Here is a 26,866-nt window from a genome sequence, read left to right on the forward strand (position 1 = left end):
CCGTAGGATTCGGACCGAGGTTCAAGTGCGTGGACTGGGGGGCGCGGTGAGCGGTGTCAGGGTGTTGGTGGCGGGGGCGAGCATCGCGGGGCCCGCGCTGGCCCACTGGTTGCGTCGGCGGGGTGCCGAGGTGACCGTGGTGGAGCGGGCACCCGGGTTGCGCCCCGGTGGGCAGGCGGTGGACGCGCGCGGGGTGGCCAAGGAGGTCATCGAGCGCATGGGGCTGGACGCGGCGGTGCGCGCGGCGTGCACCGACACCGCCGGCGCGTACACCGTGGACGCGGACGGGAAGGTGCTGGAGACCTTCCGCGCCGACGACGACGGTGGCGACGGGGCCATCGCGGACATCGAGATCCTGCGCGGGGACCTGTCCCGGTTGCTCTACGACGACACCCGCGACGGCGTCGAGTACGTCTTCGGCGACCGGATCACCGAACTCGCCCAGGACGCGGACGGGGTCGACGTGGTCTTCGCGGGCGGGGACCGGCGGCGCTTCGACCTGGTGATCGGGGCAGACGGGCTGCACTCTTCGCTGCGGGCGACGGTCTTCGGGCCGCCTGAGCGGTTCCTGCGCCACCTCGGGCACGTGCTGGCCTTCTACACCGTGCCCAACGAGTTCGGGCTGGACCGCTGGGTGTTCGAGCACCAGGACCGGGAGTCCGGGCGCTCCGCCCTCCTGCGGCCCGTCGGGGACCCCACCCGGGCGATGGCGGTGTTCTGCTTCGCCTCGGCCGACTTCGACGTCGACCACCGTGACGTCGCGGCGCAGAAGCGCCTGCTGCGTGAGCGGATGGCCGGTCTGGGTTGGTTGACCCAGGACGTCCTCGCGCACCTGGACGACACCCCGGACTTCTACCTCGACCAGCTCGCCCAGGTGGTCATGGACCGCTGGTCGAGCGGACGGGTGGGGCTGCTCGGGGACGCGGCGTTCAGCTCGTCGCCGTTGTCCGGGCAGGGCACCGGGCTCGCCCTGGTCGGCGCCTACCTGCTGGCCGGTGAGCTGGCCGCCGCCGGGTGGGACCCCGACGCCGGGTTCGCCCGCTACGAGGCGCGGATGCGTTCGTTCGTCGAGGCGAACCAGGAGATCGGCCGGCTCAACGCCCGCAGCCGCGACGTCCCCGGACCGGACGCCGGACCGAGCCCCGATTTCACCGGCGAGTGGTTCACCGAGCTGATCGGGCGCGCGATCAACGGCGTCGAACTGCCCGACTACGCCGGGGTGCCCGACTCCGGGGCCACGGCCGGGGCACCGGTCACCTCCTCGGTCACGTCGTAGGCCACCGCCCGGGACCGGCGGACCGGTGTCGGTCCTGTGGTCGGTCGGTGCGGTGGGCGTCGGCGGCGTGCTGGACCTTGGCGACGTAGGTCGTCCACCACTCCGCGTCGCCGACGTCGGCGCGGTCCTTGCCCGCGCCGCCGTCGATCACCTCCCGCACGATGTCGGCGTGCCCCGCGTGCTGGGCGGTCTCGGCGACCACTCGGACGAGCAGTGACCCGAAGGTCGTCCGGCGTTTCTCCTCGGACCACCACGCGACCTCGGCGGGTGCGTCGAGCGGGAGTTCCGCGAGTGATCGGTCGGAGTGCCGCCGGACTTCCTCGTACAGGCCGATGATGTACTCGCGGCTCTGGTCGGCCGTCGCCCACATGTCCGCGTTGTCCCACACCGAGTCGTCCTCGACCCAGGGCAGCCGCACGGGCGCGGGTCTGCCCACCGACTCGCACAGGTAGCCCGCCTCGACGCCGGTCACGTGCTTGACCAGGCCGAGCAGGTTCGTGCCGGTCGGCGTGACCGGCCGGCGGATGTCGTACTCGTCCAGGCCGTCGAGCGACCTCAGCAGGTTGTCGCGGGCCTCTTGCAGGTAGCGGTGCAGGTCGACGGCCAGACCGGTGAGCGGCATGCGACCCACGCTAGCGGCGACCACCGACAAGGCGACGAGGCAGCGCACATCGGCGGGACGGGGTCAGCTCGGGTCCGGGCGGGCGTCGTAGGCGGCGCGGGCGGCGTCGATGTGGGCCAGGTGCGCGACGCTCCACTCCAGGAGGGGGGCGGTGGCCTCGCGGAGGGTGCGGCCCATCGGGGTCAGTTCGTAGCTGACGTGGGGCGGCATGACGTTGTGGACGGTGCGCGTCAGGATGCCGTCGCGTTCCAGGCTCCGCAGCGTGACGGTGAGCATGCGCTGACTGATCCCGTCGACGTCCCGCTTCAGCTCGGTGAAGCGGCGCGGCCCGTGCCTGAGGGTGCGCACGACCAGGAGCGACCACTTGTCGCCGACGATGTCGAGCACGACGCGGGTCCGGCACTCGTCGCCCGACCGCGGTTCGTCACCTGTCGTGGTCACGGTTACCTCCAGGGAACCGGGGCACCGGAATGTGCCTTATTGCCGGAAAACACGTCGGACGGCCACCATGATCGTGGTTCCCGAACGGTACCGGGTCACCAATGGTAACCAGCCTTCCCGCACCCCCGAACCGGAGGATCACCACCACCATGTCGACATTCCTGTTGGTGCACGGCGCCTGGCACGACGGTCGGTGCTGGGAGCGCGTGGCGCCGCTGCTGGAGTCGGCCGGGCACCGGGTGCTCGCGCCGTCGCTGACCGGCTTCGGCGACAAGGCACACCTGCTCGGCCCCGAGGTGGGGCTCGACACGCACGTCGCCGACGTCGTCGCGCTGGTCCTCGACGAGGACCTCTCCGACGTCGTCCTGGTGGGGCACAGCTACGCGGGGCTGGTCGTCTCCTCCGCCGCCAACGAGGTCCCGGACCGGATCGCGCACCTGGTCTACCTCGACGCGATGGTCCCCGAGCACGGTGAGACCGCGGTCGACGTCCAGCCCATGACGCAGGGCCTCATCGACCTGGCCGCCCGGTCCGGCGACGACTGGCGCATCCCGCCGCTGCCCGAGCTGCCGCCGCCGCACGGCCTGTTCGGGGTCACCGACCCGGCGGACGTGGCCTGGCTGCGCGGGACGCTCTCGGACCAGCCCGTGCTCTGCCTCCGGCAACCGGTCCGGTTGGACAACCCGGCCGCGGCGGCGATCCCGCGCACGCACGTCCACTGCGTCGGCGCGGTGCCCGAGGGCATCACCCGGCGGCCCGTCCCGGCCGTGCAGCCCAACGGTTCCCCGGCGCGGGTGCGGGAGCTGCGGACCGGCCACGACTGCATGATCACCGTGCCGGACCGGCTCAGCGCACTGCTGCTCGAACTCGCCGACTGATCCCGGCGCTCCCGGGCCGGCGCTCCCGGGCCGGTACTCCGGGGCCGGCGGTCCGGGGTCAGCGGTCCGGCAGGGCGAGCATCGCCGCGGCGACCTCGTCGGCCGCGGCGGCGGGGAGGGCCGTGGCCATGCCGTCGAGGACGAGCAGCCGCGCGTCGGGGATCAGGGCGGCGAGCACCTCGCCGTTGCCGACCGGGAAGAACAGGTCCGCGCGGCCGTGCACGACGAGCGTCGGCACGGTCAGGTCGCCGAGCCGCTCGCGCCACCGGGGCGTGCAGTCGAGCCGGGCGAACACCATGCCGAGCTGGTTCGCCGCGTGCACCGGAGGGGCGCTCGACGGTGTGCGGTCCCAGATCCGCGCGGCGGTCGCGCGCGCCTGCTCCGGGTCGTCGCCGAGCAGCGCGGCCCGGGCGGCGGCGTGCGCGGCGACCGCCTCCCGGTCGCCCCACTCGGGCCTCGGATCGTGGTGCCGCCGGCCAGCAGCACGAGCGGGTCGCTGTCGCGGCCGAAGGTCTTCATATGGAGGTCGACGCCGTTGGCGCGCAACGAGGACATGCGCCACCGTAGCGAGGACCGCCGCTGCCAGGGCCGCCGCAACAAGGGTCGCCGCGGCAAGGGACGCGGCCCTGCCCGCCGTCACGGCGCGGGCCACTCCGGTTCCACGCCCCTGGCGAAGGGGTCGCGCTCGTACCGGTGGCCGCGGGTGTCCGTGCTGTCGTCGCCGGGGTCCGCGTCAGGGGACGCCGGCGACGACAGGGTCCCAGATCACAGTGGGCGGACCTTCCGGGCCGATCACCCGACAGTTAGGTTAGGCCAGGCTAAACACACTTCGGGATGCCGAACCGGGTCCCGTCGCCGATGAGGCGCTCCGTGTGCGGCACCGGCACCGGTGCCTTGCCTCGATGAAAGGGGTTTGTCCCGTGCGCTCACGCCGCCTGCGGGTCGGGGCCGTCGCGTCCGTCGCCGTGCTGCTCCTCGGAGCCTGCTCGTCCACCGGCGGGAACGACGGCGGTGACGCCCCCGCCCCGTCCGCCGCCGGGGACTCGTTCCCGGTCACGGTCGAGCACGCGCTCGGGTCGACCACCATCCCCGAGAAGCCCGAGCGGATCGCCACCGTCGCCTGGGCCAACCACGAGGTGCCGCTCGCGCTGGGCATCGTGCCGGTCGGGATGGCCAAGGCCAACTTCGGCGACGACGACACCGACGGCCTGCTGCCGTGGGTGTCCGAGAAGCTCAAGGAGCTCAACGCCCCCACGCCGGTGCTGTTCGACGAGACCGACGGCATCGACTTCGAGGCGGTGGCCGACACCAAGCCCGACGTCATCCTCGCCCCGTACTCCGGCCTCACGCAGGAGGACTACACCACGCTGAGCGCGATCGCCCCCGTGGTCGCCTACCCGAAGACGGCGTGGGCCACCCCGTGGCGCGACAGCATCAAGCTGAGCAGCAAGGCCATCGGCCGGTCCGCCGACGGCGACGAGCTCATCTCCGACATCGAGAAGCAGATCGACGACGTCAAGGCGAAGTACCCGCAGCTCAAGGGCAAGTCGACGATGTTCATGACGCACTTCGACACCACCGACCTGAGCCAGATCGGCTTCTACACCACGCACGACACCCGCGCGATGTTCTTCGAGGACCTCGGCCTGACCGTGCCCGGCAGCATCGCCCAGGCGTCCGCGGCCACCGACAAGTTCTCGCTGCGGCAGAGCACCGAGCAGATCGACGCGTTCGACGACGTGGACATCGTCGTCGGGTACGGCGACGAGGAGGTGGGCCGCGCCCTGGCCGCCAACCCGCTGCTGTCCAAGATGCGCGCGGTGGCCAACGGCTCGGTCGTGATGCTGTCCGGCTCCGGCCCGGCGGGCACCGCGGCCAACCCGACGCCCATGTCGGTGTCGTGGGTGCTCGACGAGTACGCGAGCCGGCTCGCCGCCGCCGCCGACAAGGTCAAGTGACCACGACGACCGACCGGACGACCCCGGGTGCCGCCACCGCGCGGCACCCGGGGCGCGTTCGGGTCTCCTGGCTGCTGCTGGTCGTCGCCGCCCTCCTCGCGGCCGCGGTCGCCTCGGTGGTCCTCGGCGCGCGCGACGTCTCCGCGTCCGACGTCCTCGCGGGCGTGCGCGGCCTGGACGACACCCTCCCCCGGGCCGCCGTCGCGCAGCGCGTCCCCCGCACCCTGCTCGCCGCGCTCGTCGGCGCGGCGCTCGGCCTGGCCGGGGCGGTCATGCAGGGCGTCACCCGCAACCCGCTGGCCGACCCCGGCATCCTCGGCGTGAACACGGGTGCCTCGCTGGCCGTCGTGACCGGCATGGTCTCGTTCGGGCTGTCCGACGCCACCTCCCACGTCTGGGTCGCCATCCTCGGCGCGGGTGCGGCCGCGGTGTTCGTCTACGCCGTCGGCTCCCTCGGTCGCGGCGGGCCCACCCCGCTCAAGCTCGCCCTCGCCGGCGCGGTCACCTCGGCCGCCCTGGTCTCGCTGATCAGCGCGGTCGTGCTGGCGCGCGCCGACATCGCGGCCACCTTCCGGTCCTGGCAGGTCGGCGGCGTCGGCGGCGCCTCGTTCGACCGGATCACGCAGGTGCTGCCGTTCCTCGTCGTCGGCGCGGTCGTGTGCGCGCTCTCCGCGCGCGGCCTCAACTCCCTGGCGCTCGGCGACGACCTGGCCGCCGGCCTCGGCGAACGGGTCGCGCTCATCCGCCTCGGCGCCTCGTTCGGCGCGGTCGTGCTGTGCGGCGCGGCGACCGCGGCGGCGGGCCCCATCGGGTTCGTCGGCCTGGTCGTGCCGCACCTGTGCAGGCTGCTGATCGGCGTCGACCACCGCTGGCTGCTGCCCTTCTCCGCCCTGGGCGGCGCGGTGCTGCTCACCTTCGCCGACGTCGTCGGCCGCGTCGTGACCCGCCCGGAGGAGATCGACGTCGGCATCATCACCGCGCTCGTCGGGGCGCCGTTCTTCATCTGGATCGTCCGCCGGCAGAAGGTCCGCGCGCTGTGAACGCCACACCCACCCCCACCGCCACTCCCCCGGCCGCCGTCCCCTCGACCGTCGACCTCGTGGTCCGGACGAGGACCCGCCAGGCCCGTCGCCGCCGCGTCGTGGTCGCGGTGCTCGCCACGCTCGTCCTGGTGGCCATGGCGGTGTCGCTCATGGTCGGCCAGCGGTTCTACCCGCCCGGCGACGTGCTCGCCGTCGTCCTCGGGGAGCAGGTGCCGGGCGCCTCGTTCACGGTCGGCCGCCTGCGGCTGCCGCGCACGGTGCTGGCCGCGCTCGTCGGGCTCGCCTTCGGCCTCGGCGGCGTGACCTTCCAGACCATGCTGCGCAACCCGCTGGCCAGCCCGGACGTCATCGGCGTCAGCGCGGGCGCCAGCGCCGCCGCCGCGTTCGCGATCGTCACGCTCTCGCTGTCCGGGGCCGCCGTCGAGGTGGCCGCCATCGTCGCGGGGCTCGGCGTCGCGCTGCTCATCTACCTGCTGTCCTACCGGGACGGGGTCGCGGGCACCCGGCTGATCCTGATCGGCATCGGCATCGCCGCGGTGCTCGACAGCGCGATCAACTGGGTGCTCAGCGGCGCCGGCCAGTGGGACCTCCAGCAGGCGCTGCGCTGGCTCACCGGCAGCCTCAACGGCGCCGCGTGGTCCGACGTCGTGCCGGTCCTGTGCGCCGTGCTCGTCCTCGGCCCGCTGCTGCTCGCCCAGACCCGCCGGCTCGCCGCCATGCAGCTCGGCGACGACGCCGCCTCCGCGCTCGGCGTGCGCCTGGACGTCACCCGGGTCGTCGTGATCGTCTGCGCGGTCGGGCTGGTCTCGTTCGCCACGGCGGCCACCGGGCCGATCGCCTTCGTCGCGTTCCTGTCCGGGCCGATCGCCGCCAGGCTGGTCGGGCCGAGCGGGTCGCTGATGCTCCCGGCGGCCCTGGTCGGCGCGCTGCTGGTGCTCGTGGGCGACTTCAGCGGCCAGTTCCTGCTGGGCGCGCGGTACCCCGTCGGCGTCGTCACCGGCGTGCTCGGGGCGCCGTACCTGATCTACCTCATCATCCGCACCAACCGCGCCGGAGGCTCGCTGTGACCGCCACCCACACCCTCGCGGTGGAGGAGCTGACCATCGGCTACGGCGACCGCGCGGTCATCACGTCGCTGGACCTCGTGGTGCCGCCCGGCGAGATCACGGTGATCGTCGGCGCGAACGCGTGCGGCAAGTCGACGCTGCTGCGCTCGATGTCCCGGCTGCTCGCGCCGAAGTCGGGCCGGGTGCTGCTCGACGGCAAGCTCGTCCACCGCACGCCCGCCAAGGAACTCGCCCGCACCATGGGCCTGCTCCCCCAGTCGCCGCTGGCCCCCGAGGGCATCACGGTCGCCGAGCTGGTCGGCCGCGGCCGGCACCCGCACCAGGGCATCCTGTCGCGCTGGAGCAAGGAGGACGACGCGGCCGTGGCGGCGGCCCTGGACGCGACCTCGACGGCGGCCCTGGCCGACCGCGCCGTCGACGAGCTGTCCGGCGGTCAGCGCCAGCGCGTCTGGATCGCGATGGTGCTCGCCCAGCAGACCGACCTGCTGCTGCTGGACGAGCCCACCACGTTCCTGGACGTGAGCCACCAGATCGAGGTCCTCGACCTGCTGACCGACCTCAACCGGCAGCGCGGCACGACCATCGTCATGGTGCTGCACGACCTCAACCTGGCGGCGCGCTACGCGGACCACCTGATCGCCCTCGCCGACGGCGGCCTGCACGCGGCGGGCACCGCCGAGGAGGTCCTCACGGTGGACGGCGTGCGCGCCACCTTCGGGCTGGACTGCCGCATCATCGTCGACCCGGTCTCCGGCAAGCCGCTCATGCTGCCGATGGGCAAGCACCACACCCTCACCGACTGAGCCGGCTGGGCCAACGGGTCCGGCGGGCAGGAGTCGGGACGAGCGCTCCGGCGAGATGCCGCGGACACCGTTCCCGCGGCGCACCGGGTTCGATCGCCGGCTCGGCCGGTGCGCGTCACGGGGCTCGCCGACCGGTGATGTCCGCGTACTCGGCCGAAGGGCGTCGCGGCAACAGCGGACGCGGGTCGAACCGACGCAGCAGACGACGGCCGGCGTTCAGCCCGACCTGGTCGCGGACGCGGACGCTGAGCAACGCGGCGGCGGCGGCCATCTCGTCGCTGACCTGGTCCGGACCGAACGCGGCGCGGTCGACCAGTTCGGCCAGCGACCACAGGGCGGGTCGGTGGTGGTCGGCTACCGCGCCTACGACCTGGCCCGTGGTCTGGTGTTCGTGGACGTCCGCGCCGCCGGCCCTCAACACGGCCACCGACTCCCGCCACGCCGCCACGACCCTGCTGCGGGCACTGCCCCGCCTCGACGCCCGACGCATCCTGACGGCGTTGGCCACGGGGAGCGACAGCAGGAGGAGGAGCACCACCGTCGCACCGAGCAGCACCAGCAGCGGTCCCGCCTGCGACGAGTCGTCCGGTACTACCCCCGGGTCGTCGGCCGATGACGTGTCCGGGTCCGGCGCCGGTTGCGGCTGGTGGGGCGGGGGCAACCCGGAATCCACTTCGCCAGGCGACTCGTCCGGCTCCGCGGGAGGTTGCTTCCCGTCCACGTCCTGCCGCGGAGTCGGGTCGACCGGCAGCCACCCCGCCCGTTCAAACCTGACCTCCGCCCAGGCGTGGACGTCCCGTCCGCTGATCCGCAGCCGGTCACCGTCCCACTGCGGTGTGAAGCCGAGCACGACGCGCGCGTCCCAGCCGAGTTCGCGGCACAGCACGGCGAAAGCGGACGCGTACTGCTCACTCGTCCCCTGGTGACCGCGCAACAACGCGTACACCTGGTGGAGCCCGTTGCCCCCCGGTGCCTCGTCGGAACCGTCGTGCTGGAACGGGAAGTTCTTCAAGGTTTCCGCGAGCCCGAGGAGCCGGTCCAGGTCGGTGGTATGACTGGTGGTGATCTTGTCGAGGAACGCCAGCACCTCGGGCGAGAGCGCAGGCCCTGACCGTCCGGGGCCTCTCGCGGGCCGGTCGGCGCGCAGGACCTCCGGTGGCACGACGGGTTCGCCCGCGGTGATCCGGTATTGGCTCGGTGTCCGCTCACCGGCCGGCACGGCGAGGTCGCCGGTGCCCTCGTCGAAACCCAGGCCGGACACGCTGACGCTGGTGGGCCAGCCGGGCCGGGGAAGCCAGCCGATGCTGTCCGGTGTGGCGACGCGCAGGTCCAGGGTCACCTCCCGGCGCGAAGCGGTTGCCCCGGTCGGCGCGGGCAGCTGGTGCGCGGCACGCCGGTAGTCGGCGTCCGGTGACCAGGCCCTGCCGTCGAAGTCCGTCAGCGTGACCATGCCGATGCGGTCGACGGGACCGGACGCCGTGCCGGTGACCTCCAGCAGCAGGCGGCCTTCGCGCAACGCGAGGAACTGCGCCATGGGGTTGGTCCCCTCCCTGGCCCGCACGGGTGCCGACACCAGGTCCTGCGCACTCGCCGGGGGCCGGGACGGCTGCGGCCCCCACTGGACGAACGCCAAGCCCGCGGCCACGGCCGCCAGCACCACGACCGCGCCCTTGACCGGGCGGGCACGCGTGACGACAGCAGGACCCACCAGTGCCGGCAGGGTGCTCAAGCCGACGAACACCGGCACGTACCAAGCGGGCGGGGCACCGGCTCCGGCGCTCAGCGACAGTCCGGCCCCCAGGCACACCAGGGCCGGGACCACCGGCAGCAGGGCGCCGGTCGGGCGCGTCGCCAGGTTCACGGCCACCACCGACGCGAGACCCGCGACCAGGGCGACCGCGGCGAGTTGCGGCGCTGCGGCCTCCATCGGCAGCACGCCGGTGAGCAGGCGGAAGGGTCCGGACAGCACGTCGCCACCGGGACGGGTGACAGCGGCCACCGCGACGAGGACCCAGAGCACGCCGAGCACCGAGGCGAGGCTTCCGCCGGGACGTCGCAGCACCTGCGACGACACCAGCTCCCACACCGCCGCGACGACGACGGGGATCGTCACCGCCGACAGAACGGCGAGTCCGGCCCCCGCGTCGAACACCGGGCGGAACGACCACGCGGCCAGTGCGCTCAGGGCCGCGGCCGACACCACCCGACCGACCAGCGCGGCGGTCGTCATCGGCCCACCCCGTTCAGCACCAGGTGGTTCCACGCGGTGACGACTTCCCCCGCCGTGCGCCCCCCGAGCACCGACATCCCGCGCCGCCCGTGGGGAAGCACCTCACCGCGGTGCTGCGGCACGACCCGCAACACCACGATCGGCGCGAACCGCCTGCGGCGCTCGGCGAGCGCGATGGTCGCCAACTCGTCCTCGACGCCGGTGACCACCACCAGCGCTCCTCCCGACTGCGCCCGGTCGACCTCCACCAGCAACCTGAGCGGATCGTCGTCCGGGCTCAGGTCGGCCACGGCCAGTCGGTCGAGCATCGACATCGCCTCGGAGGACGTCGAACCGTCGAGGTCCTCGCTCACCACGCGCAGGCCGATCGTCCGTCCCGTGTCGGCGGCGGCTTGCACCACCGAGGCCGCGACCTCGACCGCGTGCTCGAACGCAGCCGCGTCGAACACCCCCGCACGGGTGTCGAGGACCACCGTCGCAGTGGGTTCCATCGTGTCCACGGAGTCGCGCACGACCAGCCGACCGGTCCTCGCGGTCGACCGCCAGTGGATGCGGCGGGGGTCGTCACCGGGTGCGTAGTCGCGCAGGGACGCGAACGCGGTCGCCCCCGCCTTGGAGGCTTCGGCACGTCCCTCGTAGTCCGGCACGGTCCCGACCGGCACCTGCCTGGCGGGGTGCACGCGCGGGTGGACCCACAGCACGTCCGTACCGCCCTGCGGCTGCGTGCGGTGGAACAGGCCCAGCGGGTCGCGCCGCCCCACCAGCAGCGGTCCGACCACCAGGCGACCGCGTCGACCGGTGGGCAGCGAATAGGGCACGGCCCTGCGACCGCCCGGGCGCACCGGACCGACCGCGATCTCCACGGGGTGACCGCCCACCCGGTCCACGACGAGCAGGTCCGGCACGGTCATCCGTCCCGGGTTGCGGACGACCAGCCGGCCCAGCGCGGGCTGGTCGACCGACACGCGCCGCGACAGGACTTCCCGCTCCAGGCGCGCGGCGGGGCGCACGACCACCGTGGCGCCCGAGAGCACCAGCAGCGCACCTCCCGCCGCCGCCAACGACACGAGCGTCGTGAAGCCGAGCGACACGCCCACGACCAGCAGGACGCACGAGCCGAGCAGCACCCACCACCCCACGGCGGTGAACGGGGAACGACGCCTCACGCGGGCACCACCGGGTTGGGCGCGGGCACGGCGGCGAGCACGTCGTGCAGCACGCTCGCCGCCGTGGCACCGCGGACCTGCGCCTGCGCGGTCAGCGCCAACCGGTGCGCCACCACGGGGAGCGCCACCGCCCGCACGTCGTCCGGCACGACGAACGAGCGCCCGACGCCGAGCGCGTACGCCTGGGCGGCCCGCAGCAACCCGATGCTGCCGCGCGAGCTCAGGCCGAGGCGGAGGGCTTGGTGCTCGCGGGTAGCGAGGGCGATCAGCGCGATGTAGCGGGCGATTTCGGGCGCGGTGTGGACAGAGGCCGCCGCCGCGCGCATCCGGGCAACCTCGTCGAGCGAGGTGACCGGTCGCGCCGCCGGGGGCGGTGACCCGGCACGGCCGATCAGCAGTGCCGTCTCCACGTCGAGGTCGGGGTGACCGAGCGAGATGCGCATCAGGAAGCGGTCCAACTGCGCCTCCGGCAGCTGGTAGGTGCCCTCCAGGTCGATGGGGTTCTGCGTCGCCACGACCAGGAACGGGCTGGGCACGGGGTGCCCGACGCCGTCCACCGTCACCTGCCCCTCCTCCATCACCTCCAGCAGCGCGGACTGCGTCTTGGGGCTGGCGCGGTTGATCTCGTCGGCGAGCACCACGTTGGCGAACACCGGTCCCGGCCGGTACTTGAACTCCTGTTCGCGTTGGTCCCAAACCGACACGCCGGTGATGTCGCCGGGCAGCAGGTCCGGGGTGAACTGGATGCGCTGCCAGCTGCCGGAGGTGGCCGTGGCGAGCGCCTTGGCCAGGGACGTCTTGCCGGTGCCGGGCACGTCCTCGATCAGCAGGTGACCACCGCCGAAGACGCACGCCAGCGCCAGGCGCACCGCCGCCGCCTTGCCCTTGATCACCCGCTCGACCTCGGTGAGGACCGCGTCGTGCACGGAGCGGAACCTGGTGGCCGCGTCGTCGGAGCGCAGGGGGGTGTGAGTCGTCAACTTGTGTTCCTCGTCGTGGGTGTCAGTTGGGGCAGGCGGACTTCGGTGCGGGATCGGGCGCCGGTTCGGTCACGCCGAGCGCCACGACGAAGTAGCACCCGGTGGACAGCGGTGCGGGGTCCAGGTAGGTGGTGGTGCTGCTGGGTACCTCCGCGCGCAGCACACCGCCCTGCATGACCACGAAGCGGTCCAGGCCGGGCAGTTCGGCGGCGTCGGTGGACCACGTGATCGTCGTCCCGCCGTCGGGGGCGGGACCGAGCGTGACCGGGAGTCGGTAGACCAGGGACCCCGCTTGGCCGGAGGGAGGCCCGGTGGGGGTCGAGGTCGTCGGGGGCGCTTCCCCTACCGGGTCGTCGGGTATCGACGACCACGCGAGGAGTCCGCCGGTCACGGAACCCGCCAGGACCACCGCCGCGAGGGCGACGAGCAGTGTGCGGCGTTCGAACCGCGGCGCGGGGGGCTCGACAGGTGGTTCCGGTGAGGGAGGACGGGCGCTCGTCATCGTCGCCACCGAACTCGCTTCGACGAGCGGCCCGAAGTGCGGGGTGCCGATCAGGGGTGCCGGCGCCAGGACATCACCACCCGGTGTTCCTCCGCCGCTCGACGCGAACGGCTCCGGTGGGGTGAGCGCGAGGTCGCGCACGAGGTCGTGCAGGACCTCGGACGCCTCCGCCGCCGTCGGGCGTTCCCGAGGCGCCTTGGCGAGGCAGGCGGCCAGGAACCGCCACGCGTCGTCCGACAGCCCGGACGGACGGGTGGGCCGCTCGTGCCGGTGGCGGTGCAGCACCTCGTCGCTGGTACCGGTGAACAGGCGTCGGCCGGCCAACACCTCGTAGACCGTCACGCCCAGCGCGTACACGTCGGCCTCGAGCGTGGGTTCGGCCGAGTGCACGAGTTCCGGGGCGAGGTAGGCCGGCGTCCCGAGCACCTGGCCCACCCGCGTGAGGTCCGCGTCGCCGAGCACCTTGACGAGCCCGAAGTCGGTGAGCAGGGCGGTGCGGCGGTCACCGGTCGCGCGCACCAGGATGTTGGCCGGCTTCACGTCGCGGTGCACGATCCGCTGGGCGTGCAGGTGGGCGAGCCCCGAGGCCACCTCCGCCAGCAGCCGCACGCCCTCAGCGCGGTCGATCTTCCCCGCGTCGAGCAGTTCCCGCAGGTCCTGCCCCGGCACGAAGTCCATGACGATCGCCGCCCGACCGCGGTCGATCACGATGTCGAGCACCTTCACCAGGTGCGGGTGGGTCAACCCGCACAGCGTCGCGTGCTCGCGCACCAGGCGGGTGCGGCTGGTCGCGTCGGTAGCGGACTCCGGGTTCAGCACCTTGACCGCGACCTCGCGCCCGTCGCTGATGCGGCGGGCGCGCCACACGTGGCCGGCGCTGCCCGAGCCCAGCACGGACAGCAGCGCGTAGTCGGTGCCCATCGCCTGCTCGGACCTGGTCAGGGCTCCCGGTTGCGCGGCGGGTGCGGTCCGGTCCGGGTCCCCGACGCGGGACAGTTCCTCCTGGAGCGCGTCGGCGAAGGACGCCAGGGACTGCGGCCGGTCACCGGGGTCACGGGCGAGCGCCCGGAGCAGGAGGTCGGCCAGTCGCGGCGGAAGACCGGCCGTGCTCGGCCGCGGCGACGTCTCGTTGAGCAGGTGGAGGAGGCGCTCGTAGCGCGTACCGGTCACCGGTGGCCGGCCGGCGAGCAGCGTCCACACCGTCGAGGCGAACGCGTACAACTCGGCCCGGGGCGTCCAGTCACCGCCGTTGAGCACCTCCGGCGGCTCGTGCCCGCTGCCCTCGCTCCCGGAGGAGTCGATCTCGGCCAGGACCGGGAGCAGCGGGGTGCCCAGCAGGACTCGACCGCTGGGCTGCCGGAGCAGGGCAGCCGGGCTCAAGCCGAGGTGGAGGACCTCCTTGCGGTGCAGTGCGACCAGTCCGGGAGCGGTGCCGAGCACGATCTGGCGTACCTCGTCGGCGGGGAGCGGTCCCCGCCGGGCGGCCTCGTCGGTGAGCGGGGTCCCGGTGGAGTCGGTGACGAAGAACGGTCGCGCGTCCCGGTCCTGGCCGTGGTCGACCAGCGGCACGATCAGCGGGCTGTTGAGCTCCCCGAGCACCGACGACAGCACGGCGGCCTCCGTCCGAAACCTGCGCACCGCGCTCCGGTCGAGCGGTTCGACGACCACGTGGACGGTGACCTCGGTGTCGTCGGACTCGCGCCGGGCGTGTGCGACCGCGCACGGGCCGATCTCCACCGGCTCGGTCACCACCCGGTAGCCCGGTAGTTCTCCGACGGTTGCCACGCTCGAACCTCCACTGCTGGTGATGATCAGGTCGTGCTTCCCGGCCGGACCGCGGTGACGATCGAGTCGGTGCGGTCGGGGTCTGCCGCGCGCCTGCGGGACGGGCGGCCGAGTTCGGTGAACAGGCGTCGGCGCACCGCCAGCCGTTCAGCGGGGTCCTCCACCGCGGGCCGGTCACCGGGGAGGAGCACCGGGGCGAGCGCGAGGGCGAGTCGAGTGGCGTGCTCGGGGGTGAGGCCGTCGAGCAGGAGGTCGTCGACGGGGTGGGTGCCGGGGCGCCGCAGCCTGCCCCGCCTGCCTGCCGGGTCGGTCGCGACCACGGTCGCCGGGCACTCGACCGGCAGCGCCTCCCCCGGCTCGGCGAGGCACAGGGAGTGCACACCGACCGGTGGACCGTCGGTCAGGACCTCGGTGAGGCCGGGGAGCCCTCGCAACCTCCGGACGCCGTCGACCACCACGAGCACGCTCTGCCCCCCGGCTCTGAGGGAACCGTGCCGCCGCGCGACCCGCTGGTGCACGACCCCGCGCAGTTCGGCGAGCCTGGACCGCGCCTGTTCCGCGTCGGTGGCGACCAGCCGTGCGCAGTCGAAGTCGGCGGAAGGCGGGCGGGTGTGCGGCAGCCAACCGGCCCACTCCCAGGCCGCACCGCCGTCCTGGCCGGTGATCACCGCGATCACCAGGTCCTCGGGTGCCTGGAGCACCGCGGCCTGCGCGACCAGAGCGCGTGCCACCGCCAGCAGCGCGCCGCGCGGGGCGCTCACGCCGAGGGCGCCGACCTCCCCCAGGCGCACGGACTCGGGCACCGGCTCCGTGCACGGCGGTGAATGGACGCCTGCCTGCCGGCCGGCCGGTCTGTCGCACAACCCGAGGCGCAGTCGGAGGAAGTCGTCGTCAGCGGGCCGACGTTCCCACAGCCGGGCGGACGGCGCGCACGCGAGGGCGACGACGCGGGTCGGGTCGGGATCGCGGTCGCGAAGCGACCGGGCGCGTTCCGCTCCGACCGGGGTCGCCCCCGCCGCGTCCTGGTCGCCAGCCGTCGCCCCCGCCGCTCTGGTTGGCCGGAGGAACACGCGCACGCCCGAGCCCGGCACGTCCTCCACGACGGCGTCCTCCGACACCGCGTCGCGCAGGCCGATCACGGTCTCCCCGACGCCCGCCACGTCACCCGCGACCATGGTCGCGGCCCCTTCGAGCAGCCACCCCCGCCAACGGACGCCGTTGCGCGACCCGGCGTCCTCCAAACGGGTGTGGTGGCCGTCGGCCGCGATCACGACCCGCGCGTGCCGCCTGCTCACCTCCGCGTCGGCCAGCACCAGGTCGGCGTCCGGGGAGCGACCGATGGTCAGCGTGCCCGACGGGTAGAGGGTGGTGCTCGGTCCGCCGTGGAGGCCGCCCACGACGGCGATCTCCCGGATACCGCCACCCACGGCCGAGGTCCCGACGACCGGGGTGGGCCGGTCGATGCCGAGGAGGACGCCGTGGGCGATGCCCGCCTCCACCAGCGGCAACCACATCGGCAGCGGCACCGGTCCGAGGTGGAGTGCTTCGCGGGAGCCGAGCGCCGCAGCGAGGTCCGCCACGCGGTGCGCCTCCCCCGCGGTCACCACCACGGCTCGCCAACCCCCGTCACGTCCGACGCACAACAACTCGACTTCCACCTGGCCACCGCTCCCGGATCCGCGCACGTTGTCGGGTCGGACGCTAGGCACTGCCGCGCTGCAGCGGGATCGGGAGCGCTTCCCATGGACATCACTTGCCGATCAGGTGGAGATCGGCTTCACCGATCAGGTGCTGGGTGAGCACGTGCTCGGCCAGTTTCAGCAGGGCGTTGTTCCCCGTCATCCCCGGTACCCCGGCCTTCGTCAACCGGGTGCGCAGGTATTCGATCTTCCGCAACAACGTGGTGCGCGGCCACCCCAACCGCTTCGCGGCGGCCTCGTAGGTGCGCGGATAGGGATCGTACGCTTCGCCTTTTTGCAGATAACCGGCGAAGAGCGCCACCAACGCCTGCTTCTCCTCGAAGGTGAGCATTACTCCATCACCGGTGATGGTGGCCGACTCGTTCGAGGATTCCCGCACGAATGCGGGCTCCGGCGCGGGGGCGTCGATCTCGATCACGTGCGGTTTCGGACCCGCTCCCTGCACGAGCACACGCGTCGGTCCTTGCAGGAAGTGGCGCTTCCCCGGCGCGAGAACGGTGCGCAGCCTGGAGTCGTCCACGATCACCAGGTTGTGGCTCGTACTGCGGTTCAGCACGAACCAACTGCCGTTTTCCCAGGTCACAGCGCCTGCCTGGCGGGAGATCACCGCGTCGGCCGGGTCGAGGCACACCGTGCACGCCTTGGACCTGCCGAACACGAACTCCCTGTCCGGGCGGACTTCGCACACGGTCGCCCCGACACGCGCCACCAATGATCCACTCACCGACACGCCACCCCTCGCGTTGGGAAGCACTTCCCGTACCCCCGGTGCAGTGGCTTTTGTACCCTCCACGGACAACCATGCCAAATCCGATGCGAACACTACGCCGATCGTCGTACTGGAGACGTGAATTGAACGAGTCCCGATCGGGCCGGAGAAGCAAATCACGCATACTCTCAGTAGCATGCGTTCTGCTCGTCGGGCTGTTCGTCGCGTCCGTCGGCGCCGGCTACAGCATGACGAAAGAAGAATTGAGCAACGCTCAGGCGGTGGTCCAACGCGGCGACGCGCCGGTGCTGCTGAACACCGAGACCGAACGCGTGGAGGCCGAGGCGAGGGCGCTGGCCACCGGGGAGCAGGAACTGGAGCTGGTCACCCTCGCCGACGGCCGGGTCGCGTCGGTCAACCGCACCACCAAGCAGGTCATGCTGCTCGGCTCGGACTTCGGCGACCAGGGTGGGCTGAACCCCAGCTTCGCCGCCCCGCCGCAGCGCGGTGAAGTGCCCGTGGTGGTGCCCTCGCCCATGGCGACCTTCGTGCTGTACCCCGACCTAGATGTCGTCGAGCAGATCGGGGACGGCAACACCACGAAATCCCCGGTGCGGGTACCCGGCGCCACGGGAACCGCGGTCGGCGACAGCGGGGGCGGCCTGTGGGTGCTGACCGACAAGCACGAGGTCGTGCACGTCGTCGGCGACCGGGCCGAACAGCCCGTCACAGCGCCCACGCCCATCCTGCACCTGACCCTGGCCGAGGGGCGTCCCATCGGCATCACGGAAGCGGGCGAGGCCCTGGACGTGGCCGCCAAGCCGACGAAGGCCATCAACCGGGAACCCGTGCCCGCCGGGCAGCACGTCCTCGTGCCCTCGGCCAAGGGCGCCGGCAGGTACCTCGTGGTGCTGGACCGCAAGGGCAAGCTCGTCAGCGTCGACCCGCGCACGGGGCAACGACGCGAGTTCGACGACTTGCCCACCGGGAGTCGGCACGACCTGGGTGCGCCGGTGGTGCTTGACGACGTGGTCTACGTGCCGGACTACGCGAATCACGAGTTGCTCCCCCGCGACCTGCGTGGTGGCGACTCGCCGGCCCCGGCACCCCTGGCCGTGCCGGGCAAGTCGCCGCGGTTCACCGTCGACGTGCAGGAGCGCCGGGTCGTGGCCAACGACCCGAACGACCGGGGCACGCTCGCGATCGCCCCGGACGGCCGACCCGTGACCATCGACAAGGGTCCGGGACCGGGCGTGGAAACCGACACCGAGGGCATCGGCGGAATCCCCGCGCCTTCGTCCGGGGTGAAGCCCACCACCTCGTCCACCCCGAGCGCGCCTCCTTCGTCGCCCACGAACGCCCCACCGCCGGCGCGCCCGACGTCACAGGCCACCCCGACCGGCGCGCCGGCGACACCGCCGGCCGCCCTGGTCCCCGTACCCGTCATCCCACCGGGCACTCCGCAGGGCGAGGCGTGCGAACTGGTCCGGGAGAGCGGACTCCTCTGCCAGGTCGTGGACGTCGGCGTCGGCGGCGAGACGGGCACGGTGCGCGACACCGCTCCGGGAGGCGGTGAACGCGTCACGCAAGGATCTCCCGTCACCGTCTACGTCTACGGGGACAGCACGCGGGTGCCGAGGGTCGTCGGTCGTCGTGCGGCGGACGCCTGCACGACGGTCAACGCCGTGTTCGCCCCGGACGGGGGCGATGTCTGCGACGAGCAGCCCATGCCCTCCCCCGGTGCGAAGTGGGCCGAACTGGACGTCGTGGCCGAGCAGTCACCGCGCGACGGCGAGTTCGCGGCCCGGGGAACGAGGGTCGGCGTGCGGTACTGGGACTCCGTGGCGATGCCCGACCTGGTGACCGTCGCCCAGGACGGCGCGGCGGCCTGCAACGCGATCATCGCGGACACGGCGGGTCAGGTGACGTGCCAGGTCACGCAGGGCCCCGAAGGGCCGGCGCCGGGCACGGTGCAGTCCTCGTCACCGGCGGCGGGCCAACCGGTTCGCGCGGGCGGCGCGGTGGTCCTGACGGTCGCGAGCCAACCCGCCCCACCCACCCCTGCGCCGGACGTGCTGGGCCTGCCCCTCGCACAGGCGTGCGCTGCGGTGGTTGCGGCGGGTTTCGCGTGCATCGAGCAGGCGGACGCTTTCGCTCGCCAACACCAAACCGCCATAACCCAGGACCCACCGGCCGGCACCCTGCAGAAGGGCGGCTCGATCGCCGTCCACTACTCACCGTACGAAGCCAAAAAGCTCCAGGTCCTGGCGAACAGCAATGGGGTGCACATCGTTCGCTTCGAGGGTGAGGCGGAAAATGGTTACAGTTTCCACAGCGATCTGGGTTGGGCCTATCCCAATGGGGCGATCCCCGATGGCGGTGCCGCCGGTCAACTGCACGACCACATGTGCAGTCGTGGAGCGAGCAACTGCGGGGGCGCGTCGCCGAACCACTACTTCAGCCGAAACGCTCAGCCCAAGACCGGTTGGGAGCACCTGCGCGTAGTGGGCCTGGTAATCAATGCTCCGGGAGGCCAGTGCACCACGCAGGGCCAACACCCGATCTCCCGCTACCTGTACAAGCGGAACGGCGAACTCCTCTACACCGTAGGCACCTCAGGCGGTGCGGGCTGGACCTATGAAGAAGTCCTGGGCTGCGTCTGGACCTCGTAGTCCATTGGGGACCGCTTCCCATACCGGGGAGCGGTCCCCTCTCCCACACTTGAAGCATGCCGAACAGACCACCGAAACGACGTGTCAACCTGCCGCTCCTCGCACTCAGCCTGCTGTGCCTGGCCCTGCCGTTCACAGCGGTGTCCTGCGAATCCTCGGTGGGTGACATCGAAGTCGAGTACTCGGGGTGGGACTTGGCCTTCGGCGGTGAGCCGTCGATCGAGGTGTCCGGCAAGACCGACGACTCGCTGGCGGAGAAGTCGAACAACCTGCCCGCCCAGCCACTCGTGATCATCGCGCTGGTGGTGCTCTTCGCCGGTCTCGTCCTGCTGTCGACGTCGAAGGCGCTCGCCACCGTGGGCATCGTGGTCGGGGCGACCGCTTCGCTGTTCCTGATCTCCGCGCAGGTGTCGGTGCAAGGTCTGCTGGTACGGGAGATCAGCGAATCCGAGGAGATCGGCTCGGCCGCGGCGGGCGATCTGGTGGAAACGCGGAGCGGGTTCTGGCTGGCGCTGGTCCTCCTCACCGCACTGACCGCCTACAACATCGCGACCCTGGTCCGCGCACGCGGCGGTTCCACCGCACCAGGGGCTCCTCCCTTCCAGTGATGAACCGCGCTCGCTCGTGAGCGCCACATCTCCCTTTCCCCCACCGAGATCGACCAGTGAAGGATCACCATGTCCGCGAGACGACCCACACCCGAGCAGGAGGCGGCCGTCGCGGCGTTCGCCGCCGGTGACCACGTGGTGTTGCAGGCAGGTGCCGGCAGCGGGAAGACCACCACGCTGGCCGCGATGGCGTCGAGCACCCGCCGGTGGGGCCGCTACCTCGCCTTCAACCGCTCGATCGCGGACGAGGCGCAACGCAGGTTCCCCCAGCACGTCAAGGCGAACACGGCGCACAGCCTCGCGTACGCCGCCGTCGGCAAGCACTACGCCAAGCGCTTGGACATGCCCCGCATGTCCAGCGTGAAGCTCGCCGCCCTGTTCGGCATCAGGACCGCGGTGCGGATCGGGCCACGGGAAGTCACACCCGCCGCGCTGTGCTCCATCGCGGTGGAAACGGTCACCCGCTACTGCTACTCCGCCGACCGGCAGATCGGGCACAGGCACGTGCCGTGGGTGCGCGGGATCGGTGAGCAGCACCTGTACGACCAGCTGGCAGACCTCGTGCTGCCGCACGCCCGCCGGATGTGGGCGGACTTGCAGAACCCCGAAGCGGGGAAGGTGAAGTTCAAGCCCGACCACTACCTGAAGATGTGGGCGCTGACCGATCCGGAGATCCGCGGGAACTTCCTCCTGCTGGACGAGGCCCAGGACACGAACCCCGTGGTGGAACAGGTGTTCAACGACCAGCGCGAGCGCGCCCAGTTGGTGATGGTGGGCGACTCCGCGCAGGCGATCTACGGCTGGCGCGGCGCCCGTGACGTGATGACCGCGTTCAAGGGCACGCAGCTCACGCTGTCCCACTCGTTCCGCTTCGGCGCGGCCATCGCGGCGGAGGCGAACCGGTGGCTAGCGCTCGCGAACGCCCCGCTCCGGCTGACCGGCTCTCCCGCGGTGGAGAGCAGCCTGGGTCCCGTGGCGGAACCGGACGCGATCCTGTGCCGCACCAACGGCGGGGCGATGGCCGAGGTCCTCTCTCTGCTCGGTTCCGGCAAGCGGGTCGCCCTGACCGGTGGCGGCAAGGCCCTCTCGGACCTCGCCACGGCCGCCAAGCACCTGAAGGAGGGCAAACGCGCCGGGCATCCCGAACTGCTGCTGTTCTCCACGTGGGGAGAGGTCCAGGAGTACGCGGCCCACGACCCGGACGGGCGCGACCTGCAACCGCTCGTCGACGTGATCGACGAGCACGGTGTCGACGTCGTGCTGAGCACCGTCGACCGGTTGTCGGACGAGGAGGGCGCCGACGTCACGGTGTCCACCGTGCACAAGGCCAAGGGGCGGGAGTGGTCCGCGGTCCGCATCGCCCGGGACTTCGTCGAACCGGAGGACCGGGAGAACGTCGGCCCCGATGGGCAGCCGCTCCCCGGTGAGATCAGCCTCGCCGAAGCGAGGCTGGCCTACGTCGCGGTCACCCGGGCGCAGCACCGGCTCGACCTCGGCGGGCTGTCCTGGATCAACCAGCACCCCGACGGCAAGCCCGGCGAGCCGTAGTGCGACGTCGCCCTCCGGGCACCTGATATCTGTACGAGTCCGCCCGACCCGTTGGAATCGACCTCCACCGGTGGCAACGCTCCGGCGGCACGGGAACCGGTCGGCAGAAGTCGGTGAAGGCGGTGGCCGGCACGCGGCGAGCAGGTGGTCGACCACCAGCGGGTCGACGGGGGTGCGTCAGGCCACGCGCCTTGTGCCGCAGCAGGATCTGGACGCCGAGCAGCCGCTCCAGCTCGCCGATCGCCACCGCCACCGACACCGCCGACTGCGACGTGTGCAGCCGTTGGCGGTGTCGGTCATCATGCCGGTGTCGACGACCACGCGTCGATCACTGTGGTCAGTCGGTCAGTGATAGTCGGTCAGGCCCGGCCCACCAGCTCACCGCGGCCGAACAGGCCGTCGTCGGCCGCGCCGCGCTCGAAGTCCAGCAGGAAGCGCTTGCGGTCCAGGCCGCCGCCGTAGCCGGTCAGACCGCCGGTCGAGCCGACCACGCGGTGGCACGGCACGATGACGCCGACGGGGTTCTTGCCGTTGGCGAGCCCCACCGCCCGCGACGCGCTCGGCCGCCCCAGGAGCGCGGCCAGCTCGCCGTAGGAGACGGTCTCGCCGTACGGGATCGTGCGCAGCGCCGTCCACACGGTGCGCTGGAACTCGGTGCCGGCCAGGTTCAGCGGGAGGTCGAAGTCCGTGCGCCTGCCCGCGAAGTACTCGTCGAGCTGCCGGACCACGTCGTCGAACGGCGAGGCGTCGACCTCGCCGAACGACTCCTGCGGCGGGCGGTGCCGCTGTTCGACCATGTACAGGCCGGACAGGGCCCCGTCCGTCGCCACCAGGGTCAGCTCGCCGACCGGGCTGTCCACGGTCGTGTGCACGCGGTGCCCGGGAGCGGGTGGTGCCATCGTCGTACTCTCCTCATGCCGTCGGCATCTTGTTCACGGGGTGGTCGAGCATCGCCCACAGGTGCTGGACGGCGTAGGCGCGCCACGGTCGCCACGCCGCGGCGCGGGCGGTGAGCGCCGCCGGGGAGTCGGGCAGCCCGGCCTGGCGGGCGGCGACCTTGACGCCGAGGTCGGTGGGCAGGAACGCGTCCGGGTCGCCCAGGCCGCGCATGGCGATCATCTCCACGGTCCAGGGGCCGAACCCGGGCAGCGCGGCGAGCTTCGCCCGCGCCTGCTGCCAGTCGCTGCCCGCGCCCAGGTCCAGCTCGCCGCCGGCCAGGGCGGCGACGAGCGAGACCAGCGTGCGGCGGCGCGAGCGGGGCATCGCCAGCGACTCCGGGTCGAGGGTCGCCAGCTGCTCGGCGGTGGGGAACAGGTGGGTGAGGTTGCCGCCCGGGTCGCGCACCGGTTCGCCGTGCGCGACGACCAGCCGGTGCGCGAGCGTCCGCGCCGAGGCGGTGGACACCTGCTGGCCCAGCACCGCCCGGACGGCGAACTCCTCGGCGTCGACCGTGCGGGGCACGCGCCGACCGGGGTTCTTGGCCACCAGCGGCGCGAGCACCGGGTCCTCGGACAGCAGCTCGTCGACGGCCACCGGGTCGGCGTCGAGGTCGAGCAGGCGGCGGCACCGGCTGATCGCGGTGGACAGGTCGCGCAGGTCCGACAGCGCGAACCGGCACGCGACGTGCGCGGGGGTGGGGGTGATCGACACGGTGCCGGGGCCGTTGGGCAGCCGCAGCGTGCGCCGGTACGCGCCCTCGTGCCACTCCTCCACGCCCGGCACGCCGGTCGCCACCAGGTGCCCGAACAGGTTGTCCGGGCAGAGCGTCGAGCGGAACGGCAGCCGCACGGTCAGCGTGGTCGCGGGCGGGTCGCCCGAGCCGACCTCGGCCGGGACCGCGCGCTTGCGGCGCACGGCGGACTGCCGCAGCTCGGTCGGGGTGAGCGCGAACACCTCGCGCACGGTGTCGTTGAACGAGCGGGTGCTGGAGAACCCGGCCGCGGGCGCGACGTCGGTCATCGGCAGGGTGGTGGTCTCGATGAGCAGCCGGGCGGTCTGCGCGCGCTGCGCGCGGGCGATGGCCAGCGGTCCCGCGCCCAGCTCGGCGCGCAGCTGCCGCTCGACCTGGCGCACGCTGTAGCCGAGCCGGCGGGCCAGGCCGGGCACGCCCTCGGCGTCCACCACCCCGTCCGCGATCAACCGCATGGCGCGGGCCACCACGTCGGCGCGCTCGTTCCACTGCGGCGACCCCGGGCTCGCGTCCGGGCGGCACCGCTTGCACGCGCGGAACCCGGCCTGCTGGGCGGACGCCGCGCTCGGGTGGAACTCCATGTTCTCGACCTTCGGCGGCACCACCGGGCAGCTGGGCCGGCAGTAGATCCGCGTGGTCAGCACCGCCGTGAAGAACCACCCGTCGAACCGGGCGTCCTTGGACTGGACCGCGCGCACGCAGCGCTCCACGTCGATGTGCACGGGTCCATCCTGGCGGATGCCCACCGGTCCGGCCGGCAGGAAAACGACACCAAGCCCACGGGCGGGGGTGGTGGCGCGTTCCTGCCGGCCGGACCCACCGACCGCTGGTGGACTGGGGTCATGACGACCTCCGGGGGCGGGAACGCACAGGCAGGGTGGCCGAGCCGACCGCTGCGCAACCGCGTGACCCCGGCGGGCGACCTGGTCGCCACGCCCCACCGGGGCACCAAGTACGGCAACCGCGGCGTGCTGCACGACGAACGGCTCGTCGTGCGCAGGCGCCACCAGGTGCGGCGCTGGCTGGTCTGCGAGGTGGACTTCCGGGGCAGGCGGCGCCCCGTGCTGCGGCCGGGGCGGTACACCGAGCTGTTCTTCCTGGACGAGGCGGTCGCCCTGGCCGCCGGGCACCGGCCGTGCGCCGAGTGCCGCAACCGCGCGTACCGGCTGTTCCAACGGCTGTGGCCGCACCGGGCCCCGGGCGGGGCGGTACCCGGGGCCGACGCCATCGACGCCGTGCTGCACGACGAGCGCGCGCTCGTGGACGGGAACCGGCTGCTGCGGCCCCGCCCGGCGCGGGAGCTGCCCGACGGGGTGTTCACCCGGCTCGACGACGCGTTCTGGCTCCTCCACGACGACGTGCTGCACCGCTGGTCGCACGCGGGCTACCGGGAGCGCAGACCCGTGCCGCGCGGTGACCTGCCGGTGCTCACGCCGCCCTCGACGGTGGCCGCCCTCGCCGCGGGCTACCGGCCGGACCTGCACCCGTCGGCGGTCGGCCGGTGACCGGGGACCGGGGACCGCCGGCCGGTGTACGACGTGCTGACGTGCGCACCGGGGCGGACTTCGCCATCACGGTCCGGCACGACCCCGGCGTGCTGGACGACTGCGGCACGGTGGTGGTGCCGGCCGCGCACCGGGCGTCGCCGGAGGAGTTCCGCGGGCGGTTCCCGCCGGTAGCCGCCGCGACCCGTCCCGAAGCGACGCGGCGGCGCCACCCGCAGGGACGGGAAGAGTTAACTTTCAGGGTGGGGCGGACTCAGTACGTTCTTCCCGGTGCGAATCCTCTTCTCGAGCCTCGGCTCCTACGGACACGCCTACCCCCTCCTGCCGCTCGCCATCGCCGCGCGAGAGGTGGGCCACGACGTCACGTTCGTGACCACGGCCCCGTTCGCGCGCGCGGTGACCGCGCACGGCATCGAGCACGTCACCGGCGGCATGGACATGCTCGCGGCGTTCGAGCTGGCCGGCGCGGGTCCCGCGGCCCGGAAGTCGCCCGATTTCCGACCCGAGCGGGTCTCGGAGGTGTTCGGGTCGATCCTGCCGCGCCGCTGCGCCGCGGACCTGGCGCCGATCATCGTCGACCGCAAGCCCGACCTGGTCGTGCACGAGATCGCCAACCCCGGCGCCGGGCTGGCCGCGAAGGCCGCGGGCGTGCCCGCGGTGTGCCACTCGTTCGGCCGGATGTGGCGGCCCACGGGACCCCCCGAGGCCCTGCGCGGGAACCTGGCCGAGGTCGCCGCGGACCTCGGCGTCGACCTGCCCGACGGCGACCTCATGCCGCTCGGCAACCCCTACCTCGACATCTGCCCGCCGTCGGTGCAGGACCCCGCGTTCCCCGTCTCGCCGACCGAGGTCGTCCCGCTGCGACCGGTGCCGTTCTCCGAGCCCGGCGAGCTGCCGTCGTGGGTGCGCGAGCACCGGGAGCCGCTGGTCTACCTGACGCTGGGCACGGCGTTCGGCACCGCGGACGTGCTGCGCACCGCCATCGCCGGGCTGGCCGTGCTGGGCACCCGGGTGGTCGTGTCCACCGGCCGGAGCGTCGAGGTGGGCGCGCTGGGCGACGTGCCGGACAACGTGCTCGTGCGGCCCTGGCTGCCGCAGGCCGACCTCCTGCCGCACGTGGACCTCGTGGTGCACCACGGCGGCGCCGGGGCCACGCTGGGCACGTTCGGCACGGGCGTGCCGCACCTGGTCCTGCCGCAGGGCGCCGACCAGTTCAGCAACGCCGACGCGGTCACCGCCGCCGGTCTCGGCGACCAGGTGCTCGCCGCGGACCTGACCGCCGAGGTGATCACGGCCAAGGCTCGCCGCCTGCTGACCGACGAGGCCGTGCGCGCCGCGGTGGCGGCGATGGCCGAGGAGGTGGCCGCCATGCCGTCCCCGCACGACGTGGCCCGCGCCCTCCCCGAGTACGCCTGACCCCGCCCGCCGCGCGGACGCCGCCGATCCGGTGTCGGGGGTTGCACCACCGGGGTGAACGAGCGCCGACGATCGGGTGGCCGGGCTTCACCCCCGCCACCGCGGCGGCGCACCGTGGAGGTGATGACCCGGACCGTCTCGCCACGGGAGGCCGACATGACCACGGAGACCACGACCTCGTCACAGCCGCACGCCGGCGGCTGCACCTGTTGCAGCGGGTGCACCGGCCCCGGCTGCGGCTGTTGCTCGGGCTGCTAGCGGGGTGCC

General features: G+C 73.0%; 22 protein-coding genes. 11 read left to right on the plus strand and 11 right to left on the minus strand.

Annotated features, from left to right (window positions below):
- Nucleotides 1–46 precede the first annotated feature (46 nt).
- Nucleotides 47–1,276 carry an FAD-dependent monooxygenase gene (locus ACR807_RS12585; protein WP_438921444.1) on the plus strand — a complete coding sequence of 410 codons (1,230 nt, stop codon included), beginning with the start codon at nt 47–49 and terminating at the stop codon, nt 1,274–1,276.
- On the opposite strand, the gene ACR807_RS12590 is transcribed toward ACR807_RS12585, so the two are convergent.
- Together ACR807_RS12590 and ACR807_RS12595 are read right to left on the minus strand one after the other, a co-directional pair.
- Nucleotides 1,266–1,898 carry a DinB family protein gene (locus ACR807_RS12590; RefSeq protein WP_438921445.1) on the minus strand — a complete coding sequence of 211 codons (633 nt, stop codon included), beginning with the start codon at nt 1,896–1,898 and terminating at the stop codon, nt 1,266–1,268. The genes ACR807_RS12585 and ACR807_RS12590 overlap by 11 nt on opposite strands.
- A gap of 63 nt (nt 1,899–1,961) precedes the next feature.
- A complete protein-coding gene (locus ACR807_RS12595) occupies nt 1,962–2,339 on the minus strand; it encodes a winged helix-turn-helix transcriptional regulator (protein ID WP_438921446.1) in 378 nt (125 codons plus the stop codon).
- Between the two features lie 149 nt (nt 2,340–2,488).
- Here ACR807_RS12595 and ACR807_RS12600 point away from each other — a divergent pair, with 149 nt between their 5' ends.
- Complete coding sequence (locus ACR807_RS12600; protein WP_438921447.1) at nt 2,489–3,217, plus strand: alpha/beta fold hydrolase; 729 nt, start codon at nt 2,489–2,491, stop codon at nt 3,215–3,217.
- A 58-nt stretch (nt 3,218–3,275) separates the two neighbouring features.
- On the opposite strand, the gene ACR807_RS12605 is transcribed toward ACR807_RS12600, so the two are convergent.
- The gene (locus ACR807_RS12605) at nt 3,276–3,779 is read right to left on the minus strand and encodes an alpha/beta fold hydrolase (protein WP_438921448.1); all 504 of its coding nucleotides are present in this window, start codon (nt 3,777–3,779) and stop codon (nt 3,276–3,278) included.
- Between the two features lie 358 nt (nt 3,780–4,137).
- On the opposite strand from ACR807_RS12605, the gene ACR807_RS12610 reads away from it, so the two are divergent.
- Genes ACR807_RS12610 through ACR807_RS12625 form a run of 4 tightly spaced genes read left to right on the plus strand, consistent with a single transcriptional unit; the run spans nt 4,138 to nt 8,088 of the window.
- A complete protein-coding gene (locus ACR807_RS12610; protein ID WP_438921449.1) occupies nt 4,138–5,175 on the plus strand; it encodes an iron-siderophore ABC transporter substrate-binding protein in 1,038 nt (345 codons plus the stop codon).
- Nucleotides 5,172–6,215, plus strand: a complete 1,044-nt coding sequence (locus ACR807_RS12615; RefSeq protein ID WP_438921450.1) for a FecCD family ABC transporter permease — start codon at nt 5,172–5,174, stop codon at nt 6,213–6,215. The genes ACR807_RS12610 and ACR807_RS12615 overlap by 4 nt, the downstream gene beginning before the upstream one ends.
- Nucleotides 6,212–7,285 carry a FecCD family ABC transporter permease gene (locus tag ACR807_RS12620; RefSeq protein WP_438921451.1) on the plus strand — a complete coding sequence of 358 codons (1,074 nt, stop codon included), beginning with the start codon at nt 6,212–6,214 and terminating at the stop codon, nt 7,283–7,285. Before ACR807_RS12615 ends, ACR807_RS12620 begins: the two co-directional genes overlap by 4 nt.
- The gene (locus tag ACR807_RS12625) at nt 7,282–8,088 is read left to right on the plus strand and encodes an ABC transporter ATP-binding protein (RefSeq protein ID WP_438921452.1); all 807 of its coding nucleotides are present in this window, start codon (nt 7,282–7,284) and stop codon (nt 8,086–8,088) included. The genes ACR807_RS12620 and ACR807_RS12625 overlap by 4 nt, the downstream gene beginning before the upstream one ends.
- A gap of 115 nt (nt 8,089–8,203) precedes the next feature.
- Here ACR807_RS12625 and ACR807_RS12630 read toward each other — a convergent pair whose 3' ends face one another.
- From ACR807_RS12630 to ACR807_RS12655, 6 genes are all read right to left on the minus strand, one after another.
- Nucleotides 8,204–10,318: a DUF4129 domain-containing transglutaminase family protein gene (locus tag ACR807_RS12630; RefSeq protein ID WP_438921453.1), complete on the minus strand. Its 2,115-nt coding sequence runs from the start codon at nt 10,316–10,318 to the stop codon at nt 8,204–8,206.
- On the minus strand, nt 10,315–11,484 hold the full coding sequence (locus tag ACR807_RS12635) for a DUF58 domain-containing protein (protein WP_438921454.1): 1,170 nt from the start codon (nt 11,482–11,484) through the stop codon (nt 10,315–10,317). The genes ACR807_RS12630 and ACR807_RS12635 overlap by 4 nt, the downstream gene beginning before the upstream one ends.
- Nucleotides 11,481–12,464 carry an AAA family ATPase gene (locus ACR807_RS12640; RefSeq protein WP_438921455.1) on the minus strand — a complete coding sequence of 328 codons (984 nt, stop codon included), beginning with the start codon at nt 12,462–12,464 and terminating at the stop codon, nt 11,481–11,483. Before ACR807_RS12640 ends, ACR807_RS12635 begins: the two co-directional genes overlap by 4 nt.
- A gap of 22 nt (nt 12,465–12,486) precedes the next feature.
- A complete protein-coding gene (locus tag ACR807_RS12645) occupies nt 12,487–14,751 on the minus strand; it encodes a protein kinase domain-containing protein (protein ID WP_438921456.1) in 2,265 nt (754 codons plus the stop codon).
- A gap of 26 nt (nt 14,752–14,777) precedes the next feature.
- The gene (locus ACR807_RS12650) at nt 14,778–16,331 is read right to left on the minus strand and encodes an FHA domain-containing protein (RefSeq protein ID WP_438921457.1); all 1,554 of its coding nucleotides are present in this window, start codon (nt 16,329–16,331) and stop codon (nt 14,778–14,780) included.
- Nucleotides 16,332–16,500: 169 nt separating this feature from the next.
- Nucleotides 16,501–17,160: an FHA domain-containing protein gene (locus tag ACR807_RS12655; RefSeq protein WP_438921458.1), complete on the minus strand. Its 660-nt coding sequence runs from the start codon at nt 17,158–17,160 to the stop codon at nt 16,501–16,503.
- A gap of 59 nt (nt 17,161–17,219) precedes the next feature.
- Here ACR807_RS12655 and ACR807_RS12660 point away from each other — a divergent pair, with 59 nt between their 5' ends.
- From ACR807_RS12660 to ACR807_RS12670, 3 genes are all read left to right on the plus strand, one after another.
- Nucleotides 17,220–19,832: a hypothetical protein gene (locus ACR807_RS12660; RefSeq protein ID WP_438921459.1), complete on the plus strand. Its 2,613-nt coding sequence runs from the start codon at nt 17,220–17,222 to the stop codon at nt 19,830–19,832.
- 56 nt (nt 19,833–19,888) lie between these two features.
- Nucleotides 19,889–20,440: a hypothetical protein gene (locus ACR807_RS12665; RefSeq protein ID WP_438921460.1), complete on the plus strand. Its 552-nt coding sequence runs from the start codon at nt 19,889–19,891 to the stop codon at nt 20,438–20,440.
- 69 nt (nt 20,441–20,509) lie between these two features.
- Entirely contained in the window at nt 20,510–21,988 is a 1,479-nt protein-coding gene (locus ACR807_RS12670; RefSeq protein ID WP_438921461.1) for a UvrD-helicase domain-containing protein, read from the plus strand.
- Between the two features lie 359 nt (nt 21,989–22,347).
- Here ACR807_RS12670 and ACR807_RS12675 read toward each other — a convergent pair whose 3' ends face one another.
- On the minus strand, nt 22,348–22,887 hold the full coding sequence (locus ACR807_RS12675; protein ID WP_438921462.1) for a methylated-DNA--[protein]-cysteine S-methyltransferase: 540 nt from the start codon (nt 22,885–22,887) through the stop codon (nt 22,348–22,350).
- A gap of 13 nt (nt 22,888–22,900) precedes the next feature.
- The gene (locus tag ACR807_RS12680; protein WP_438921463.1) at nt 22,901–24,400 is read right to left on the minus strand and encodes an AlkA N-terminal domain-containing protein; all 1,500 of its coding nucleotides are present in this window, start codon (nt 24,398–24,400) and stop codon (nt 22,901–22,903) included.
- Nucleotides 24,401–24,520: 120 nt separating this feature from the next.
- Here ACR807_RS12680 and ACR807_RS12685 point away from each other — a divergent pair, with 120 nt between their 5' ends.
- Entirely contained in the window at nt 24,521–25,183 is a 663-nt protein-coding gene (locus tag ACR807_RS12685; RefSeq protein WP_438921464.1) for a hypothetical protein, read from the plus strand.
- Between the two features lie 270 nt (nt 25,184–25,453).
- Entirely contained in the window at nt 25,454–26,599 is a 1,146-nt protein-coding gene (locus ACR807_RS12690) for a glycosyltransferase (RefSeq protein ID WP_438921465.1), read from the plus strand.
- Nucleotides 26,600–26,866: the final 267 nt, after the last annotated feature.

This window comes from Saccharothrix sabaoui (assembly GCF_051756985.1).
Taxonomy (GTDB): Bacteria; Actinomycetota; Actinomycetes; order Mycobacteriales; family Pseudonocardiaceae; genus Actinosynnema.

Bases quoted from the DNA above. Each gene is read 5' to 3' on its own strand.
- ACR807_RS12685 (WP_438921464.1), top strand. From the start codon at position 24,521: ATGACGACCTCCGGGGGCGGGAACGCACAGGCAGGGTGGCCGAGCCGA.
- ACR807_RS12600 (WP_438921447.1), top strand. From the start codon at position 2,489: ATGTCGACATTCCTGTTGGTGCACGGCGCCTGGCACGACGGTCGGTGC.
- ACR807_RS12675 (WP_438921462.1), bottom strand. From the start codon at position 22,887: ATGGCACCACCCGCTCCCGGGCACCGCGTGCACACGACCGTGGACAGC.
- ACR807_RS12630 (WP_438921453.1), bottom strand. From the start codon at position 10,318: ATGACGACCGCCGCGCTGGTCGGTCGGGTGGTGTCGGCCGCGGCCCTG.
- ACR807_RS12665 (WP_438921460.1), top strand. From the start codon at position 19,889: ATGCCGAACAGACCACCGAAACGACGTGTCAACCTGCCGCTCCTCGCA.
- ACR807_RS12590 (WP_438921445.1), bottom strand. From the start codon at position 1,898: ATGCCGCTCACCGGTCTGGCCGTCGACCTGCACCGCTACCTGCAAGAG.
- ACR807_RS12670 (WP_438921461.1), top strand. From the start codon at position 20,510: ATGTCCGCGAGACGACCCACACCCGAGCAGGAGGCGGCCGTCGCGGCG.